12 protein-coding genes and 2 pseudogenes are annotated in these 17,823 nt (G+C 74.7%); 4 read left to right on the top strand and 10 right to left on the bottom strand.

Annotated elements, in window-relative coordinates; all coding sequences use genetic code 11:
• Position 1 precedes the first annotated feature (1 nt).
• Entirely contained in the window at positions 2-439 is a 438-nt protein-coding gene (locus tag ACOBQB_RS07585; protein ID WP_362991594.1) for a phage tail protein, read from the bottom strand.
• A 943-nt stretch (positions 440-1,382) separates the two neighbouring features.
• The gene (locus ACOBQB_RS07580; RefSeq protein WP_423589796.1) at positions 1,383-2,675 is read right to left on the bottom strand and encodes a hypothetical protein; all 1,293 of its coding nucleotides are present in this window, start codon (positions 2,673-2,675) and stop codon (positions 1,383-1,385) included.
• A 325-nt stretch (positions 2,676-3,000) separates the two neighbouring features.
• Here ACOBQB_RS07580 and ACOBQB_RS07575 point away from each other — a divergent pair, with 325 nt between their 5' ends.
• Positions 3,001-3,363 carry a hypothetical protein gene (locus ACOBQB_RS07575; RefSeq protein ID WP_423589794.1) on the top strand — a complete coding sequence of 121 codons (363 nt, stop codon included), beginning with the start codon at positions 3,001-3,003 and terminating at the stop codon, positions 3,361-3,363.
• A gap of 537 nt (positions 3,364-3,900) precedes the next feature.
• On the opposite strand, the gene ACOBQB_RS07570 is transcribed toward ACOBQB_RS07575, so the two are convergent.
• The 4 genes from ACOBQB_RS07570 to ACOBQB_RS07555 form a co-directional block, all read right to left on the bottom strand.
• Entirely contained in the window at positions 3,901-4,059 is a 159-nt protein-coding gene (locus ACOBQB_RS07570) for a DUF6760 family protein (RefSeq protein WP_167516034.1), read from the bottom strand.
• Entirely contained in the window at positions 4,056-4,469 is a 414-nt protein-coding gene (locus ACOBQB_RS07565) for a hypothetical protein (RefSeq protein WP_423589791.1), read from the bottom strand. The genes ACOBQB_RS07570 and ACOBQB_RS07565 overlap by 4 nt, the downstream gene beginning before the upstream one ends.
• Entirely contained in the window at positions 4,469-4,912 is a 444-nt protein-coding gene (locus ACOBQB_RS07560; protein WP_205040150.1) for a phage tail protein, read from the bottom strand. Before ACOBQB_RS07560 ends, ACOBQB_RS07565 begins: the two co-directional genes overlap by 1 nt.
• A gap of 61 nt (positions 4,913-4,973) precedes the next feature.
• Positions 4,974-6,563, bottom strand: a complete 1,590-nt coding sequence (locus ACOBQB_RS07555; protein WP_423589789.1) for a phage tail sheath family protein — start codon at positions 6,561-6,563, stop codon at positions 4,974-4,976.
• A gap of 520 nt (positions 6,564-7,083) precedes the next feature.
• Between ACOBQB_RS07555 and ACOBQB_RS07550 the strand changes: the two genes are divergently transcribed.
• The 3 genes from ACOBQB_RS07550 (at position 7,084) to ACOBQB_RS07540 (ending at position 13,358) form a co-directional block, all read left to right on the top strand.
• Complete coding sequence (locus tag ACOBQB_RS07550; protein WP_423589787.1) at positions 7,084-10,203, top strand: AfsR/SARP family transcriptional regulator; 3,120 nt, start codon at positions 7,084-7,086, stop codon at positions 10,201-10,203.
• 120 nt (positions 10,204-10,323) lie between these two features.
• The gene (locus tag ACOBQB_RS07545; RefSeq protein ID WP_423589786.1) at positions 10,324-11,967 is read left to right on the top strand and encodes a peptidoglycan-binding protein; all 1,644 of its coding nucleotides are present in this window, start codon (positions 10,324-10,326) and stop codon (positions 11,965-11,967) included.
• Positions 11,964-13,358: a hydrogenase expression protein gene (locus tag ACOBQB_RS07540; RefSeq protein ID WP_423589785.1), complete on the top strand. Its 1,395-nt coding sequence runs from the start codon at positions 11,964-11,966 to the stop codon at positions 13,356-13,358. Before ACOBQB_RS07545 ends, ACOBQB_RS07540 begins: the two co-directional genes overlap by 4 nt.
• 79 nt (positions 13,359-13,437) lie before the next feature.
• On the opposite strand, the pseudogene ACOBQB_RS07535 reads toward ACOBQB_RS07540, so the two are convergent.
• The 4 genes and pseudogenes from ACOBQB_RS07535 to ACOBQB_RS07520 all read right to left on the bottom strand — a co-directional run bounded on the left by ACOBQB_RS07535 (position 13,438) and on the right by ACOBQB_RS07520 (position 17,648).
• Positions 13,438-15,488 (bottom strand): annotated as a pseudogene (locus ACOBQB_RS07535) (AAA family ATPase).
• Positions 15,485-16,141, bottom strand: coding sequence for a DUF4255 domain-containing protein (locus tag ACOBQB_RS07530; RefSeq protein WP_423589783.1), 657 nt, complete (start codon positions 16,139-16,141; stop codon positions 15,485-15,487). Before ACOBQB_RS07530 ends, ACOBQB_RS07535 begins: the two are co-directional and overlap by 4 nt.
• 46 nt (positions 16,142-16,187) lie before the next feature.
• A pseudogene (locus ACOBQB_RS07525) lies at positions 16,188-16,873 on the bottom strand (response regulator transcription factor).
• 169 nt (positions 16,874-17,042) lie between these two features.
• Entirely contained in the window at positions 17,043-17,648 is a 606-nt protein-coding gene (locus ACOBQB_RS07520) for a flavodoxin family protein (RefSeq protein ID WP_423589781.1), read from the bottom strand.
• Between the last annotated feature and the right edge of the window lie 175 nt (positions 17,649-17,823).

Here is a 17,823-nt window from a genome sequence, read left to right as displayed (position 1 = left end):
CTCAGGCACCCCCCGCGTCGGTGAACCCGTGGTGCGCGATCTCCAGCGTCTCGGTCGCCACGCTCGGGCTGTCCGGGCTGAGGCTCGGCCCCTGCCAGCGCACCGGCAGCACCTCCACGAGACCCCACTGCGCGACGACGGACCCGTCCGCGCGCAGGGCGGCGATCTGGGCCGTGGGCCGGGAGATCCCGGTCGCGATGGACGAGATCCACGCGGCCACGCGGGAGGTGTCGGCGGTCAGGGGCCGGGTGAGGCGGATGGTGGAGAACGTCACGCGGGTCGGCAGCTGCCACACGAACCCGTTGTTGCCGCCTTCCTGCCGCTGCTCCACCTCCACCTCGGAGGACAGCCCGTCGCAGCCGTTGAACAGGCCGAGGTCCTGGCCGTCGATGGTCAGCTTGAAGAAGACGGTGGAACCGGGGTCCAGGGTCGAGGGCATCGGTGGTTCTTTCCTGTGGCGGCGTGGCGGACGTGAACGAGCGGATGAGCGAGCGGGCGGCGGGCGTGCGGGCGGGCGGACGGTCCGGTCAGCGGCCGTGGTCGCGCAGCCGGCCGATCCGCTCGCGGTCACCGCGCAGCTCCGCGCGCAGCAGCCGGGAGAGGGGGGCCAGCAGGCGCCGGGCCAGGTCGTCGAGGTCGGCGGGGGTGGACTCGGGGGCGGCGGTGGGGGGTGTGCCGCCGTCACGGGTTTCTCCGGAAGCGGGGGGAGCGGAGGGAGCGGGGGCGTCGGCTTTTCGCGTAGCGGGGCCGGCCGGGGCGGAGGCGGAGCGGGTGCCGGGGTGGGCGCGGGTGCGGTGTGCGCTGCGCTTCGCTGGACGGCCGGTCGGGCCGTGGGCTGGGCAGAGGTGCGTACGGGCGGCGTGGCCGGTACGGAGGTGAAGGCCGGGGCGGCGGGCGCGGTCAGGGGAGCGGGCGCGGGGGAGGGCGTCCGGCGCGGTGCTCGGGGGTTCGGCTTGCCCAGGGGGACGACGACAGGGGTGGCGGCGGTGGCCGGGGTGGCGGCCGTGCTGGACGTGCCCACGGAACGCTGGAGCGGCACGGCGTTCGGCACCGCCCGCCCCGTAAGGGCTCGCGGCGCAGGCCCGGCGTGGTCCGCCGCCGGGGCCGGCCCTTCAGGCTCCGGGAGGGCGCCAGAGGGCGGGTGGCCGCGGCGGCCGACGAGCGGTAACTGCCGGGGGTCGCACGGCGGTTGAGCGGCACGACGGGCAGGGGCTTCGCGATGGGTGTGGTGCGTTCTGCCTCCGGGGCGGGCGTGGGCGTGGGCGTGGCCGGAGGAGCGGGAGCGGGAGCCGGGGGCTGTGGCGAGGGGGTGGCGGCGGCCGGGGCCTTCTGCACGGGGGTGGCCGCTGCCGGGCCGCCGGGCACGGCGGGGACCTGCGGAGTCAGCGGCTTGCCGAGTCCCGTGCGCGGACGCCCGGCCGCCGGGGTCGCGCCGTCGTCCGGGGAACGCCGGACACGGCGTACGAGAGGCCGTCGCTGTACGGGCTGGACGGGGGAATCCGCCCGCACAGCGACGGGGTCTTCCGCCGCGGGCACGTTCCCTGGACCGGGAACGGCTGCGGCAGGCATCCCCGGGCCGGCGGGGGCACCGACCCGGGGACATCAGGGGCCCGGACGCCCGGGGAGGCGTCCGGCGCGGACAGCGAGCCGGTTCGAGGGCTCGGCCTGTCCGGAAGATCGGCATGGCCCGCGTCGGCGCCGCGCGCGACGCCGACGGGGAACAGCCGCCGCTGCGGGACCACGCTCGGCACGGCGGACACCAGGGGAGAACGGGAACGCCCTGCCGGTGCGCGCCCCACGAGGGGTTCGGGTGCGGCGCCTCCGGGCGACGTGCCGCCGCGGGGGGCTGCGGCGCGCTGAACGGTGGGCGTGTGTGAGGCGGCGGCTTCAGCCTGCGCGGTGGACGGCTGTGGGTGCGGGTGCGGGTGCGGCTGCGTGGGCTGTACGGCGGTCCCGTGGCCGGGTCGGTCGGGGCTCGCGCCGGGGGCGGGAGGCGTCCGCGTACCGGTGAGCGGGACGCCGCCGGTCGCCCTGCGCTGTACGGGGGCCGAGATGCCGGTGGTCTTGGGGGCCGCGGGTGCGGTGGCCTGCCGGGGAGCGGCGGCCGTGGCGGACGTGGCTGACGGCTGCGGGGGGTTGGGGCCGGCGGTGGGAGGGGCGGCACCCTTGTTCCGGGCGGCGCCTTCGGCGGGCGCGGTGGGCTGTTCGGTGGGGCTCGCGGCTGCCGTGGGTGCGGCCTGGGCGGGGCCGGGGGTGACGCTCGGCATGGGCGTACTGGGGTTGCCGAGGAGCGGGGCGGTACGGCTCCCGGGCTTGTCGGCGGCCATGCCCTTGGAGGGCGCGGCGGCCTGCGGAACGGCCTTCGGCGAACCGGGGGTTGCTGCCGGTACTGCCGGTGCTGCCGAGGTGGGGTTGCTGTCGGTGTGCGGGGCCGAGCCCGTGGCGGACGTGGCGGGCCGCGGCATGGCCTTCCCCGGCGCGGGGGCGACGTTCGGCGCGGGCGCGCTGTGGCTGCCGGCGAGCGGGCCGGTACCGCTCACGGGCTTGTGCGGGGCCGTGCCCTTGGCAGGTGTGGTGGTCTGCGGCGCGAGCTGGATGGGAGCGGGGGTGCTGCTCGGCGTCGGTGTGCTGCGGTTGCCGATGAGGGGGCTGGAACCGTCCCCTGACGTGTTCACGGCCGGACCCTTGACGGGCGCGGCGGGGGTGCTGGGCGTGGTGGGCTTACGCGGCGTGGTGGGTGTGGCGGGCTGGGGTGTGGCGTTCCGTGGTGCGGCGGGTGTCCTGGGCGTTGGTGTGCTGCGGTTGCTGGTGGGTTGGGCCGTGTTGTCGGTGGGCTTGTGCGGGGTCGTGTGCTTGGTGTCTGTGGCGGGCTGTGGGGTGGCTGTAGGTGGCGTGGTGGGTGTGGCGGGCTGGGGTGTGGCGTTGCCTGGTGCGGCGGGTGTCCCGGGCGCTGATGTGCCCCGGTTACTGGTGAGCGGGCCGGTTGTTCCGCTTACCGGCTTGGGCGCCGCCGCTGTGCCCCTGGCGGGTGCGGTGCTCTGCGGTGCGGTCTGGACGGGGGTGGGGGTGGAGCTGGAGGCGGAGGCGGGGGTGGCGCTCGGCGTTGCGGCCGTGCCCCTGGCGGGTGCGGCGGGCCGCGGCGCGGCGGTCCTCCCCGGCGCCGACGTACCCCGGCCGCCGGTGACAGGGGCGGCGCCACTCTCGGGCCTGCCCCGAGCCGCGCTGCCGCTGTCGGCCGGGCGCGAGGCCGTGCCCTCGGCCGGCGGCTCGGCGGACCGCTGTACAGGCCTGCCGGGAGCGGAAGCCGACGCCGCCGGAGACGTAACCGCCTGCCCGCCCGAACGCGCCGGCCCCGACCGCTGAACACCGCTTCCCGAAGCCGCGTGCCGCGCAGAACCCGCACCCACGGAACCCGAGCCCGCCTCCTCACCCAGCGGCTCCGGCAGCCCGTGGACCGGCAGGTGCAGTGACGGCAGGTCGAGGGCGCCGGGGCGTCCGGCCACGGGCCTGAGGACGTCGCGCAGCAGGCCGCCGGGGGCCGAGGGGCGTACCGCATGGCCCAACTCCCCGCCGAAGGACGGGTTCTGGTGAGTGGCGAGCGTCGCGCCGAAGCCCTGCTCGGCGACCGTGCGCGGTGTGGCGAGGACGCGCTGGACCGGCGGCACGGCGGCCCAGCCGCCGTCCCGCCGCACCCCGGAACCGGCGGCGGCACCGGCGTCGGCACCGGCACCGGCGTCAGCCCGCGGCGGCACCTCCGCCCCACGGCTCCGCGACCCGCGTCGCCACCCGAACAAGCCCATCACTTACCTCGACTCACCACTTGCCTGACTCACCGACCAGCCGAACCGACCAGCCGAACCGACCAGCGGAACCGTCCCGCCGCCACACCGGCCCACCGCCTCACCGCCCCGCTTCCGCCCGCTCCACCAACGTGGCCGTCCGCCCCACGTACGCGCGCCGGTCCGCGTGTTCGAGGTCGAGGATGTCGTCCATGCCCCAGTGGAAGTGGTAGGCGAGATACGCGACTTCCTCCTCGATGCGGTCGGCGGCGTACGTCACGATTCCCCCAGGCGGCTCCCGGCCAGCTCCACCTCGAAGGACTCCTCGCAGTGCGGGCACGCCACGGCGGCCCGCGTGTGCCCCTCCGCGTTGATCTGCCGGTAGAAGTCCTGGAGGAAGGCGAGGTCGGAGGCGAACATGTTCTCCACCGTGCCGTCGTGGACGGCACCGAGCGTGCCGAGCCGGGTGATCACCCGGCCGAGCAGCACCACCGAGAGATACGCGGGGTTCTCCCGCACCCGCACGTCCCGCAGCGGGACCAGCTCGTCGCGCGCCGTCGCCAGCCGCATCGCGCCGTTGCGGTGCACGGTGCCGGACTCGTCCACGAAGCCGCGCGGCAGCTCGAACTCGAACTCCGTGCGCAGCGGTTCACGGACCGCCGCCGCCCCCGCCGGGCCCTCGCGCCGCATTATTCGATGACCAGCTCTTCGAAGACGATGGTGACCTGCTCGGTCAGCGCGGCGGCGTCGCCCGCCTTGACCCCGCTGGTCTCCACCTTGCTGCACCAGGCGTTGCGCAGGTTGTACCGCTTCACCGGCGAGTTCTGGTAGTCCATCATCATGATCGTGGCGTTCTTGCGCGCCGAACCCATGTCGCCCGCGATGGACTTGTTGATCCACTCGCTGAAGACGGGGCTCTGCGTCATGCCGCGCGTGACCGTGCACTCGCCGGCCTTCTTCACGCCGGGCATCTTCTTCACGACGGGCTTCCCGTCCGCCGACACCTGCTGGTACTCGATGACGTCCTGCTCCATCGACAGGCCGCTGACCTCTTGCAGGTACTCGACCATGACACCGTCGATCTGAAGGCCGAAGTTGTGTGTGGTGAGGGCGTCACCGGGCTGAAGGGACAAGGGGGTTCACTCCTGTAGCGATGCTTGTGGGCGGTGCTTGACGTGCGTACGCGCTCGCGCTCTACTCCTCCAGCTCGCCGCCCCCGCCGGAGAACTGCGCGAGCCGGAACACCACGAACTCGGCGGGCTTGACCGGCGCGATGCCGATCTCGCAGACGACCCGGCCGAGGTCGACCGACTCGGCGGGGTTCGTCTCCTCGTCGCACTTCACGTAGAAGGCGTCCTCGGGGCGCTGGCCGAACAAGGCGCCCGAGCGCCACTCGTTGACCAGGAACGCCGAGACGTTGCGGCGGATGCGTGCCCACAGGGCGTGGTCGTTGGGCTCGAAGACCACCCACTGGGTGCCGATGAGGATCGACTCTTCGAGGTAGTTGAAGTAGCGGCGCACGTTCAGGTAGCGCCACGCCGGGTCGGACGCCATGGTCCGCGCGCCCCACACGCGGATGCCGCGGCCGGGGAAGGCGCGGATGCAGTTGACGCCGATCGGGTTGAGCAGGTCCTGCTCGCCCCGGGTGATCTGGAGCTCCAGGTCGACCGCGCCGCGCACGATCTCGTTGGCCGGGGCCTTGTGCACGCCGCGCTCGGAGTCGTTGCGCGCCCACACGCCCGCCATGTGGCCGGACGGCGGCACGAGGACCGCCTGGCCGGTGGCCGGGTCGAAGGACTTGATCCACGGGTAGTACAGGGCCGCGTACCGCGAGTCGTAACCCGCGGTCTCCTGGCGCCACTGCCGCACCTGGCGGGCGTTGAGCGACGGCGGCGGGTCGATGATGGCCATGCGGTCGCCCATCAGCTCGCAGTGCGCGATCAGCCCGAGCTGGACGGCCTTGACCTGCTCCTCGTCGATCAGGCCCTGCTGGTAGGCGGCCATCAGGTCCGGCACCGCCACCATGTTGATCTCGTCCAGGGCCTCCAGGCCGCCGAACCCGGTGCGGTCGGCGGAGTCGCCGATGAACTGGGCGGTCTCGACGCGGGGCGCGGCGCCGTTCGGCGAGGCCGTCGCGGGCACGGCGGCGGCGGGCGCGGGCGGCGCGAGCGTGACGGTCTGCGCCTCCGGCCTGGCCAACTGGCCGGCCGCCGACGCCTCTTCCAGGACGATGACCTTGGAACGCTGCTTGACCTGCGTGACGACGTAGTTGCGCGCGGTCTTCTTCGCGCTCACGTCGAAGCTCTCGACGACCTTGTCGCCGTCCTTGACGACCAGCTTGAAGCGGTCCGCGGCGCTCTCGCCCTCGCCGTCCTGCACCTCGACGGTGAGGGGCCCGCCCGCGGAACCCGCGGTGATCGCCGACACCGTGAAGGCGCCGAGCGCCACCGGCTCGCCCGCGGTCAGCTGCTTGGGGGCCTGCGCGGGAGCCGCGCCCCGCGGGGCCGCCTCGGCCGAGTCGGTGCCGCCGACCCGGACGACGTACGCGGCGGCGCCGCCGTTGTTGAAGAACCCGTACACGGAGTGCGCCAGGTAGTACCCGTCCGTGAACTCGCCGAACGCCGCGACGTACTGGGACCAGTTGGTCACCAGCGTCGGCTCGTTGAGCGGGCCGCGCGGCGCCAGGCCGACGAAGGCCGCCACGGAAGTGCCGACGCCCTCGATGGGTCGAGAACCGCTGGCTACTTCCTCGATGTAGACACCGGGGGACAGGTACGTGGGCATGTGGGTCCTGGCTCTCTTCCTGGAGGGAGGGCAATCGACGGATCGACGTGGGCCGTGACCGGGCTCGGCGTCGGGCGATACCGGTGACGATGTCTCACGCGCGGGCCGGAGCGTAGAGACGAACGGACGTCAACGAGGGCAGAGGCCGCTGCCCGTTCGGCCGCCCGGGCGGGTGCGCCGGCCGGGGCACGCGGGGCGGGGCGCCCCCGTTCCGGCCGCCGCGCCGGCGGGGGCAGCGCGCGGTGCCCTTCCGGACACCCGCACCGGCACCCGCGACGGTCGCGGCGGGCCCGCCGTTCCCCGTCCCGCCCGGCTCGGCCGAATGTGCGTGGTCCTTGGCGCATATGCCTCGCACCGCGTCTCAGCAGCGTCAATACCTGGTCAACAAGGTGGCGCAAGTGCGCCGGATGCGCCGGGGGACCGGTGCGACTGTCGTAACGTTTGGTGCTGATGGCCATCCGTGGCCAGTACGAACGGGCACATTCGCGGTGCGTCACGGGGCAAGGGGTGCGGGCTGACCATGTGGGGCGACGCGGAGGGCGATCCGGGACGGAACGGCGACGGCGGGCGGGCGGCCGGCCGCGGCGGCCCCGACGAAGCACTGCGGTTCCAGGTCCTCGGGCCCGTGCGGGCCTGGCGCGACGGACAGCAGCTGACGCTCGGCTCGCCGCAGCAGCGCGCCACCCTCGCCGTGCTGTTGCTGCGCGCCGGGCGGCCGGTCTCCGCCGCGGAGCTGGTCGACGCGCTGTGGGGCGAGGAGCCGCCGCCGCGTGCGGTGGGCACGCTGCGTACGTACGTCTCCCGGCTGCGTGCCCTGCTCGAACCCGACCGGCGTGCCCGCGGGCCCGCCCGGCTCCTGGTGTCGGCCGGGGACGGCTACGCCCTGCGGGTGCCGCGTACCGCCCTGGACGCGTGCGAGCTGGAGGACCGGGTGGCCGCTGCCCGCCGGTCGAGCGGGGCCGGACGGCACGCCGACGCCCACGAGGAGCTGACGGCGGCGCTCGCCCTGTCCGACGGCGCGCCCCTGGCCGGCCTGCCCGGCCCCTACGCCGCACGGCAGCGCGACCGGCTGACCGAGCTGACCGTCACCGCCCAGGAGGAACTCTTCGCCTGTGCCCTCGCGCTCGGCCGGCACGGCGAGACGACCGGCCCGCTGCGGGTGTTCGCCGCCGAACATCCGCTGCGCGAGCGCGCCCAGGCCCTGCTGATGCTGGCCCTGCACCGCTGCGGCCGGCAGGCGGACGCCGTCGCGGTGTACGAGGCGGCGCGCCGCACCCTCGCCACCGAACTCGGCGTCTCCCCGGGCCCGGAACTCACCGCGCTGTACAAGAGCCTGCGGGGCGGCGGCCCCCTCGCGCCGACGACGACGGCCGCCGCCACCCGCCCACCCCTGCGCACGCCACCCCTCAAGGCCCCGCCGCGCCGCCCGGACACCCCCCGCCGCCCCACCGCCCTCGCCCCCGCGCAACTCCCCTCCGACGTCACCGATTTCGCGGGCAGGGAGGCCGAAGTGGGCGTGCTCGGAGAGACGTTGCGCGGGGCCACGACCGGCAGCACGATGGTCGTCGCCACGCTCACCGGGCTCGGCGGCGTCGGCAAGACCGCACTCGCGGTGCACGTCGCGCACGCCTTACGCGAGGACTTCCCCGACGGACAGCTGTACGTGGACCTGCGCGGCGCGGACCCGGCGCCGGGCGTGGACAGCGGCAGCGCGCTCACCGGCTTCCTGCGCGCCCTCGGCGTGTCCGAGAGCGCCGTACCCGACGGCCTCGACCAGCAGACCGCCCTGTACCGCTCGCTCCTCGCCGGACGCCGCGTGCTCGTCCTCCTCGACAACGCCCGCGACACCGCGCAGGTACGGCCCCTGCTGCCCGGCACCCCGGGCTGCGCGGTCCTCGTCACCAGCCGCTCGCGGACCATCACCCTGCCCGGCGCCCGCCTCGTCGACGTCGAGACGATGGACGAGCGGGAGGCACTGGGCCTGCTCTCCGCCATGATCGGCGGCGACCGTGTGAGCGCCGAACCGGCCGCCGCCCGCGAACTGGTCGCCACCTGCGGCGGGCTCCCGCTCGCCGTCCGCATCGCCGCCGCACGGCTGGCCGCCCGGCCCGGCCGCTCCGTCGCCGACCTCGCCGCCCGGCTGCGCGACGAGCACCGCCGTCTGGACGAGCTGCGGGTGGACGACCTCGGCGTCGAGGCCACCTTCCGCCTCGGCTACGAAGCCCTCGACGCGGACCTCGCCCGCGCCTTCCGCATGGTGTCGCTCTGCTACATGCCCTCCTTCTGCCGGGGAGCCGCGGGCGCCCTGCTCGACATACCCGACGAGGAGGCCGAGACGGCGGTGGAACGCCTCGTCGACGCCGGCCTCGTGGAGCTGCACGGCGAGGACCGCTACCGCTTCCACGACCTCGTCAGGCTCTTCGCGCGCCGCCGGTGCGAACGCCACGAGAGCCCCCGCGAGCGTGCCGACGCCCGGCTCCGCTTCCTCGACTACGTCCTGGCCACCGTCGTCACCGCCGTCCGCCACCTCAAGCCGCACAGCGTGCTGCCCGCCCTGCTGCACCGGCCCGCGTCACCGGGCAAGGACCTGCCGGACGAGGCCGCCGCACGCGACTGGCTCGTCGTCGCCCACACCCGCCTGTACGCGGCCGCCGAGAACGCCCTGCGGTACATCCCCGACGCGGCGGGCGACGACGGCGGCGCGCCCTCCGGCCTGCGCCCCACCGTGGACCTGCTCACCGCCTGGTCCCACCTCCTCGTCGGCACCGCCCGCCACCGCGACCTGGAACCTCTCGCCGAACTCGCCCTGGACATCGCGCGCCGCCACGGCGACGACCTGGCGGCGGCCCGCGCCCTGCGGCTCCTCGGCGCCCCGCACTACGGCACGGAGACCTACGGCCGCGCCGAGCGGACCCTGCGCGAGAGCCTGCGCCTGGCCGCGACCGCGGGCGACCCGCTGGTCGGCGCCGAGGGCACCCACGAACTGGGCATCGTCCTCATGGGCACGGGCCGCCCCGAAGCGGCCCTGGAGCAACTGCGCCTCGCCTACGCCCGGTTCGGGGCGCTCGGCGGGCACAGCGACCGCATCCGCGTCCTCTCCCACATGGCACGGGTGCACGTCACCCTCGGGCGGCGCGCGGAGGCCGACACCGCCCTGACCGAAGCGGTGCGCCAGGCGCGGCAGTCGGGCGGCACCTCCACCCTCGCCCACGTCCTCTACCAGGCGGGCTGCGCCCTGCTCGCCGCGGGCCGCGCCGCCGAGGCCGCCGACCGGCTGCGCGAGGCACGGCGCCTGCACGCCCACGCGTGCGACCCCCGCTGGGAGGCGCTGTGCTGGGCCCGCCTCGCCGCCTGTGAACTGGAGCTCGGCAGCCCCGGCAAGGCCATGGACTGCGCGGACGCGGCGCTGGCCGTCGAGGGCGAGCTGGGCGACGCGTTCTGCCACGCCCTGGCGATGGCCGCGCGGGGCCGGGCGCTCCTCGCCCTCGGCGATCTCGACCGGGCCAGGGGCGCCCTGCTGATCGCCTACCGCGTCATGGACCGGCGCGGCGCCATGGAGGCCGCCGAGATCGCCGCGCAGCTCGCCCGGTGGAAGGCGCGGACCGGCGCGCCCCGGCCCCTCCTGCCGGCCCACGGCTGAGCCGCCGCCGGACGGTGCGGCGCACGGCCCGGCGGCCCGTACGGGAGGGCAGTACGGGCTGCCCCCGGCGTGGCCCTTTCGTACAAGGAGAGACCCGGCGGCGGGCTCTACCGTGCCCGTATGACGTGGTGGAACTCCCTTGACCCGGCCGCGGTGACCGTTGACCCCGGTGGCCGAGCAACCGTACGGCTTCGCGTACGCAATACGGGAGACACGGTCGAGGAGTACCGACTGGGGGTGGTCGGCACCCCGGCGGGCTGGTCCCGCGTCGAACCGGAGGTCCTGCGGCTCTACCCGGGCAGCGAGGGCACCGCCGAGATCTCCTTCGCGCCGCCCCGCTCACCGGACTCGGCGGCGGGTCCGACCCCGTTCGGCATCCGCGTGGAGCCCCGGGAGAACCCGCACGCCCGCGATGTCGTCGAGGGCGAGGTCACCGTCACGCCGTTCTCCGAGATCCGGGCCGAGCTGCTGCCGCCCACCATCGTCGGACGCTTCCGCGGCCGGGCCTCGGTCGCCGTGGACAACCTCGGCAACACCCCGCTCACCGCGTCCCTGACCGCCCGCGCCGACGCCGACCGGCTGACGTTCGAGGTCCTGCCCGCAGCCGTCCAAGTGGCGCCTGGCCGGGCCGCGTTCGTCAAGATGACGGTCCGCCCGCAGCAGGTGCTGTGGACCGGCGGGGCCCAGGCGCACCCGCTCACCGTCTCCGTACGCCGCTCCGGCGACGACACCGCCCACGAGCTGCCCGGCAGCTTCGACCAGCGCTCGGTCCTGCCCCGGTGGCTCCTCGCCTTCGGCAGCGTCCTCGCCGCCCTCGCCGTCGCGTTCGTGGTGCTCTGGTTCTCCTTCGCCCCCAAGCTGACCGGCTCCGCCCGCGAGAACCAGGCCGCCCCGTCCCCCGACGCGGTCGTGCAGGGCGGCGAGAAGAAGAAGCTGGTGGACGCCCCGGGGCCCCCGAAGGACGAGAAGATCAGCGACGACGTGAGTGGTGGAGGCGGTGGCGGTGGCGGCGGCGCCGCGGCACCCGGCGGCGGGGACAAGGGCGGCTCCGGCGGCTCCTCCGGGGGCGGTGGAGGCGGCGGTGGCGGCGGAGGTGGCGGCGGAGGAAGCGGGAGCGGCGCGGAACAGGCCGACAAGCCCAGAGCCCCCCGCGCGGGCGGCGGCGCCAAGGCGGGACCGCCGTGGAAGCGCGGCTACAAGGCGGACGTCGTCGTCGAGTACGCCCAGCGCCGCCTCGCCGCCCTCGGTTCGAAGAACCCGTGCACGCTGAACGGTCGCGTGACCCCCGGCGTCATCGACGCCAACACCGAGGCTTCGCTGATCTGTTACCAGGAAGCCGTGGTCCGTTCCGGCGAGAGCAGCGGCCGCAACACCGCCCAGATCTTCGCCACCGACGACAAGGGCACCCTCGGCCGGGCCACGCTCACCTCCCTGTGGGCCCAGGGCATCCGCCCCGACGACGTCCGCTCCGGTGCGGACACCTGGGAGGTCGTGCAGTTGCAGGCGGCCTTCTGGTGGGCCTCCCAGGCCGGCATCAGCGACGACGACCTGAACCGCGACCGGGCCTACGCCGAGCACGGCGTCGCCTACTTCGCGAACGGCCGCTCGGCGCCGACCACGGCCAGGTACAGCAGCAACACCGCCGCCCACATCAAGGAGTACCAGGGGGCCGTCGGCCTCCCCAGGACCGGCGTCGCGGACAGCGCGACCCTTCGGGCGATGGTCGGCGGAAGCGTGAAGAATCCCGGCGTGGTAGGGCGATGAGCGACATGTGGACAGCATTGGAACCGGCCGCGACGACGGTGGAGCCCGGCTCCACCGCGAAGATGCGGCTGCGGGTGCGCAACACGGGTGACACCGTCGAGGAGTACCGCCTCCAGGTGGTCGGGACCGCGGCCGGCTGGGCCCGCGTACAGCCCGACGTGCTGCGGCTGTACCCGGGCGCGGAGGCCACGGCCGAGGTCGAGCTCGCGCCGCCCCGCACGTCGGACGCGGTGGCGGGCCCGACACCGGTCGGCGTGCGGGTGCTGCCGCGCGAGGCGCCGCACACCGCGGACGTCGTCGAGGGCCAGGTCACCGTCGGCCCCTTCACCGAACTGCGCACCGAACTCCTGCCGTTGGTCGTACGCGGCCGGTTCAGCGCACGGGCCGCCGTGGCCGTCGACAACCTCGGCAACCAGCAGCTGACCGCCTCCTTCTCCGGCCGGGAGAACGGCGAGGAGCTGGAGGTGGAGTCCGAACCGGGCTCCGTCCAGGTCGCCCCGGGCCGCGCAGGCTTCGCCGACCTGCGCCTGAAGCCGGGCGCGGTGAGCTGGGTCGGCGGCACCAGCAAGCATCCGTTCACCGTCTCCGTGCTGCGGGCCGGGGTGCCCGAGCCCGTGGAGCTGCGCGGCACGTACGTACAGCCTTCGGTGATCCCGCGCTGGGCGATGGCGGTGCTCTCGGTCCTGGTGGCGCTGGGCATCGCGGCGGCCGTGATGTGGTTCCAGCACAAGCCGGCCCTGACCTCCCAGGCGAGGGAGCTGCCCGGCAAGCAGCAGCAGCTCCCGCAGGGCGACAAGATGAAGAAGGCGCCGAGTCCCGAGCCGGAGCCCAGCGAGGAGAAGAAGGAGAAGCCCGCGCCCCCGGCCGACGCGGGCAAGGAAGAGGCGCCGAAGTCGGAGCCGGGCAGCGGCGGCGAGGAGAAGGACAAGGAGCTCGAGGGCCCCACGACGCACACCATCCGCAGCGCCGAAGGCGGCGGCTGGTACCTGGAGGTCAAGGAGGGGAAGCAGGAGGACGGCACCTATGTCGGCCAGAACCCCTCCCTCACGGACGAGTTCGGCGAGAACCAGGACTGGATCCTGCACCACTACCCGGAGTCGGACACCTACGCCCTGGAGCCCGCCCACGCCCCCGGCACCGTCCTGGACCAGAAGGTGAACACCAACATCGCCCAGATCTTCCACGCCCCGCCGGAGAACATCGAGTCCGGCCGGTTGCCGGACAACCAGAAGTGGAAGCTGGAGAAGCGCCCGGACGGGCTGACGCGGATCGTCGCTGTCGGCTCCGGCGAGTGCCTCGTCGACATGCAGAACGACCTGAGCGCGGTCACCTGGCAGTGCGACGACAACAACAAGAGCATGGGCTGGACGATCTCCGACTGGCCGGAGTAGCCGTACGGGAACAGGTACGGCCGGGGCCGGGCGGCGCACCGCGGGGTGCGCCGCCCGGCCCCGGCCGCTTCCGGGCGGGTCACTGCCAGGGCAGTGACCCACCCGGCTCAAGCCGGCCCATCTTGCGGTACTCACGCCGCGCCCCGGCCCGCACGTCCGCACCCGAGACCGGGCCGCCGCGCCCCGCCGCCAGATACGCGGCCGTCACGGCGGCCGACCGGATACCGCCGCCCGCCAGCTCGAACTCCTTCGCGCAGCGCGTGAGTTCGGCCTCCAGGTCGGGCGCGCAGGGCGTGCCCGACAGACAGGTCCGCCACAGCGTGACACGCTGGTCGACGTCAGGGAACGGGAAGTCGACCACGAGGTCGAGGCGCCGGGTGAACGCGTCGTCGATGTTGGACCGCAGGTTGGTGGTCAGCACCGCGATGCCGTCGAAGGCCTCCAGGCGCTGGAGGAGATAGGCGCTCTCCAGGTTGGCGTACCGGTCGTGGGAGCTCTTGACCTCCGAGCGCTTGCCGAAGACGGCGTCGGCCTCGTCGAAGAGCAGCACGGCGTCCGTGCGGTCCGCCTCGGCGAAGATGCGCTCCAGGTTCTTCTCCGTCTCGCCGATGTACTTGTCGACCACCGCCGACAGGTCCACCACGTACAGGTCGAGGCCCAGTTCACCGGCCACCACCTCGGCGGACAGCGTCTTGCCGGTGCCGGAGTCCCCGGCGAACAGCGCGACGACGCCGCGCCCGCGGCCGCCCCCGGTGCGCAGCCGCCACTCCCCGAGCACCTTGTCGCGGTGCCGGGCGCGCTGCGCCAGCTCGCGCAGCATGGCGAGCGGCTCGTCCGGCAGCACGAGGTCGGCGAAGCCGACCTCGGGCCGGATCCGCCGGGCGTGCTTGTCCAGGAGCGGCGCGGACTGGAGCCGGGCGCTGCTCTGGACGTGCGCGGCGGTCGGCGCGGTGCCGTCGAACGCGGCGAGGTTCGCGGCGGCGCGGGCGGCCCGGCGGATCTGCGCGGCGCTGAGCCGGTAGGGGGCGACGGCCTCGGCCAGGCCGACACCGGGGCGGTGGTCGTCGGCGTCGGGGGCGTGGTGCTCCCGCCCGTACCGGGCCAGCTCGGCGCGCCACATCGCCGCCGCGTCGATCCCGTCGGGCGGCGGCGCGTCCAGCGCGAGCAGCCCCGCGTCCGGCGCCCACCCGGGGTCGTACGGCTCACTCCCGAGGAACACCACGGGTACGTCCCCGGTCGCCAGGGACCGCACCAGGGGCCCCGGTGCGGCGGGCAGCGGACCCACGACGATCGCGGCTCCCCGCAGCCGTGCCTCCCGCAGCAGCGCGAGGGCGACCCGGCCGGTGTCGTCCCCCGTCCCGCCCGCCTGCCGGTGGCGCAGCACGGGCAGCCCGGCGGCCCGCAGCGCGTCGGCCACGGGCTCGGCGGCGGAGCCGTCCCTGCGCTCCCGCAGGTGGACGAGGAGCGCACGGTCGGCGGCGAGGTCCGCGATGCGCGCGGCGAGCCGATCACCGGACGCCTGGGCGTCGCCTGCCGCCGGTACCACCGGGGGCAGCAACTCCACGGCGTGGCCGGTCAGTTCCGGGTCGAGGAGCGCGTCGCCGCCGAGCAGCCGAGCCACCACCCGCTCGGGCACGCGCAACGCACGCCCCGGCAGCGGCCGGTCCTCGTCCTCCAGCGTGAGGAGCCCCCCGGCACGCAGCGGCGCCAGGGGGTGGAAGCGGGCGCGGGCGGCCGGGTCGTGCGGGGCGGTGCCCGCGAGGTCGAGGGCGAGCGCGACCGTGGCCCGGCGCCGCCCCACGTCGTCGTTCAGATACCCGTACAGCGGCTCGAAGCGGCGGTCCACGTCCGGCGCGCAGGCGGCCAGCAGGATGCGCTGGTCAAGGGGGACAGCCCGAACGGCCCGGACAACTCCCCCAGGACGCCGCCCAGTTCGCCCGTCCCCATGAGGTCCGCGGGCGGCTGCGGGGGAGCCGTGGCCAGCCGGTGCGCGAGCTCCTGCGTCACGTACAGGCCGCGCAGCGGGTCGGCCGCCGTCGGGTCGGCGGAGCCGCGCCGCTCGACCAGCTCCGCCACGCGCCCGCGCAGCTCGTCCAGCAGCCCGAGGAGCGTGTCGGGGGCGGCGCTCACCGGGTGCCCTTCTCTTCGGCCGGCCCGGCCGCGCCGCCGGCCCTGGTCCGCAGCATCCGCGGACGCGCGTCGCCCGGCTCGCCGCCGATGCCGCGTACGGCCACGACGGCGCCCTCGGTGACCGGCGGCGCCACGTCGTACACCGGGGACACCGGGAACGGCACCGTGATCACCACGTCCAGGGACGGCTTCAGCTCACCGCCGAGCGCCGACCAGATGTCCGCGATGGAACGCGACTCGGGCGGCGGCACCGCGACGCTGAGCGGCAGCGGCACCCCGAGTGCGGCGAGCGCGTCCGGGAGCCGGTCCGGCGGCAGCAGCTCGTGCGCGAGCAGCGTGCCGAGGGCCGCGGAGAGGAGCCGGTGCTCGTCCTCCGGGCGGTTGGTCCAGGCGGTGAGCAGGTACGAGAGCCGGAACCAGCGGGGCGGCTGCCGCCTGCGCAGCACCACGCCGTCCGGCCCCCGCTCCGCGTACGCGCCGCGCTCGCGCCGGGCCACGTCCTCGCGGATGTCGTACAGGTACGAGTTGAGCGTCGGCGCGTTGCGGCGCGCCGCCCAGTCGCGGTTGGGTGCCTCGAAGACGACCTCGCCGGACCCTTCGGGGAGCGCGGCCCGCAGCAACTGGCGCAGCGCTTCGTCCACTTCGTGGATCACGACGGGACCCCCGGCCCGGACGGGCGGAGGCGGTGGATCGGCGGCATCAGATGTATCCCTCCCGCAGCGCGTACGCGACGGCATGCGCGCGGTTCTGGAGCTGTAGGCGCGTCATCAGCGCGTGCAGCACGTTCTTGACGGTGCGTTCGGAGTAGGCGAGCTTCTCCGAGATCTGCTTGGTGTCGAGGCCCTCCGCGATCAGCCGGACCACGTCGACCTCGCGGGGCGCCATGCCGAGCGTCGGCACGAGCGCCCCGGCGGCGGACGGCGACCCGTCGAGCGCCGAGAGCCGCAGCCGCCCCAGCTGGGTCATGAGCCGGTTGATGAGGTCGGGGGCAGCTCCCCCTCGCCGCGCGCCGCGCTGTGCACGGCGCGCAGCAGCTTCTGCGGGGTCGCCTGGTGCCGCCAGAGGATGGCGCGTACGCCGCACTCGACGACCGCGAGCAGCTCCGGCTCGCGCAGTTCGCTGGCGATGAGGACGACGCGCTGCTCGGCGGACCTGGCGAGCCGGCGCAGTTCGGTGCCCGCGAGGTCGTCGAGCCGGTCCACGAGCATGACGGCGACGCGCTCCGGTGCGGGCGCCCTGCCGGGCGCGATCTGAGGTGTCTGTGATGGGTCCTCGGTGCGGTCCACCAGCTCGACGCTGGGCTGGTGGCGGAGGTGACTGATCACTCCGGCGCGGCTGAGGGGGTCGGTGGCGTGTACGGCCACCGATATGCGTGTATCCGACACTGGTCTTTCCCTGTCTTCCCCCGAATATCGACGGGCACAGGGTGAACAGAACCGATCAACAAACGATTAGCGACGGATCAACGCGGACGTTTACCGACGTGAGCGGTCACGTCCGGACGTGAGCGGCCACTCGGGACGTGAGCGTCACCTCGGGACGTCAGCGGTCACCTCAGGACGATGCGGACGGGTAGGGCGCGTCACGCAGCAGTCGCGCCAGATGGACGGTGTTCGCCGCGAGGGTCCGGGTGGTGTCGGCGACGGCGTCCGGGGTCCCGTCCAGATCCTGGTAGTCGGTGCCCTGCATGGCCTCGCCCACCCAGTACGTCACCGCCCCCGGAGCGAGAGTGAAACCGACGTCGTTGAGCCCCTGGAAGGTGTCGGCGCTCACCTTATGCGCACCGTCCTCGTTGCCCACCACCGCCACGGCCGCCACCTTGCCGTAGGTCAGGGGCCGCCCCTGGTCGTCGGACTCGGACGACTCGGCGTTCAGGCGCTCAAGGACACGCTGGCAGATGCTCGACGGGTGGCCGAGCCAGATCGGCGTGGCCAGGAGCAGGATGTCGGCCGCCAGGACCTTCTCGCGCAGCGCGGGCCACGCGTCCCCCTCGCCCATGTCGATCGCGACACCGGGCTTCACGTCATGGTCGGCGACCCGTACGGACTCCACCTCCACCCCCAGCTTCTCCCACTCGGCCAGCACCTGGCCCGCCAGCAACTCACTGCTGGAGGCGGACGGAGAGGGGGAGAGCGAACAGACGAGGGCGACGGCGCGCACGGGAACTCCTTGCTTCAGACGGGTCGGACACCTCCAGTCCCCCGGATCACCACGCACAAAACACGGCCCCGCGCGTCGGCCTCGTACGTCGGCCCCGCGTGTCGGCCGCGCGTGTCGGTCCCGTACGCCGGCGGCGGACCGGCCGAAATTCCCGGGTGCGCCCGCGATCACCGCT

The sequence above is a fragment of the Streptomyces sp. G5(2025) genome (genome assembly GCF_049542075.1).
In the GTDB taxonomy this organism is placed as follows: domain Bacteria; phylum Actinomycetota; class Actinomycetes; order Streptomycetales; family Streptomycetaceae; genus Streptomyces.
This window is presented reverse-complemented; position numbering and strand designations above follow the sequence as displayed.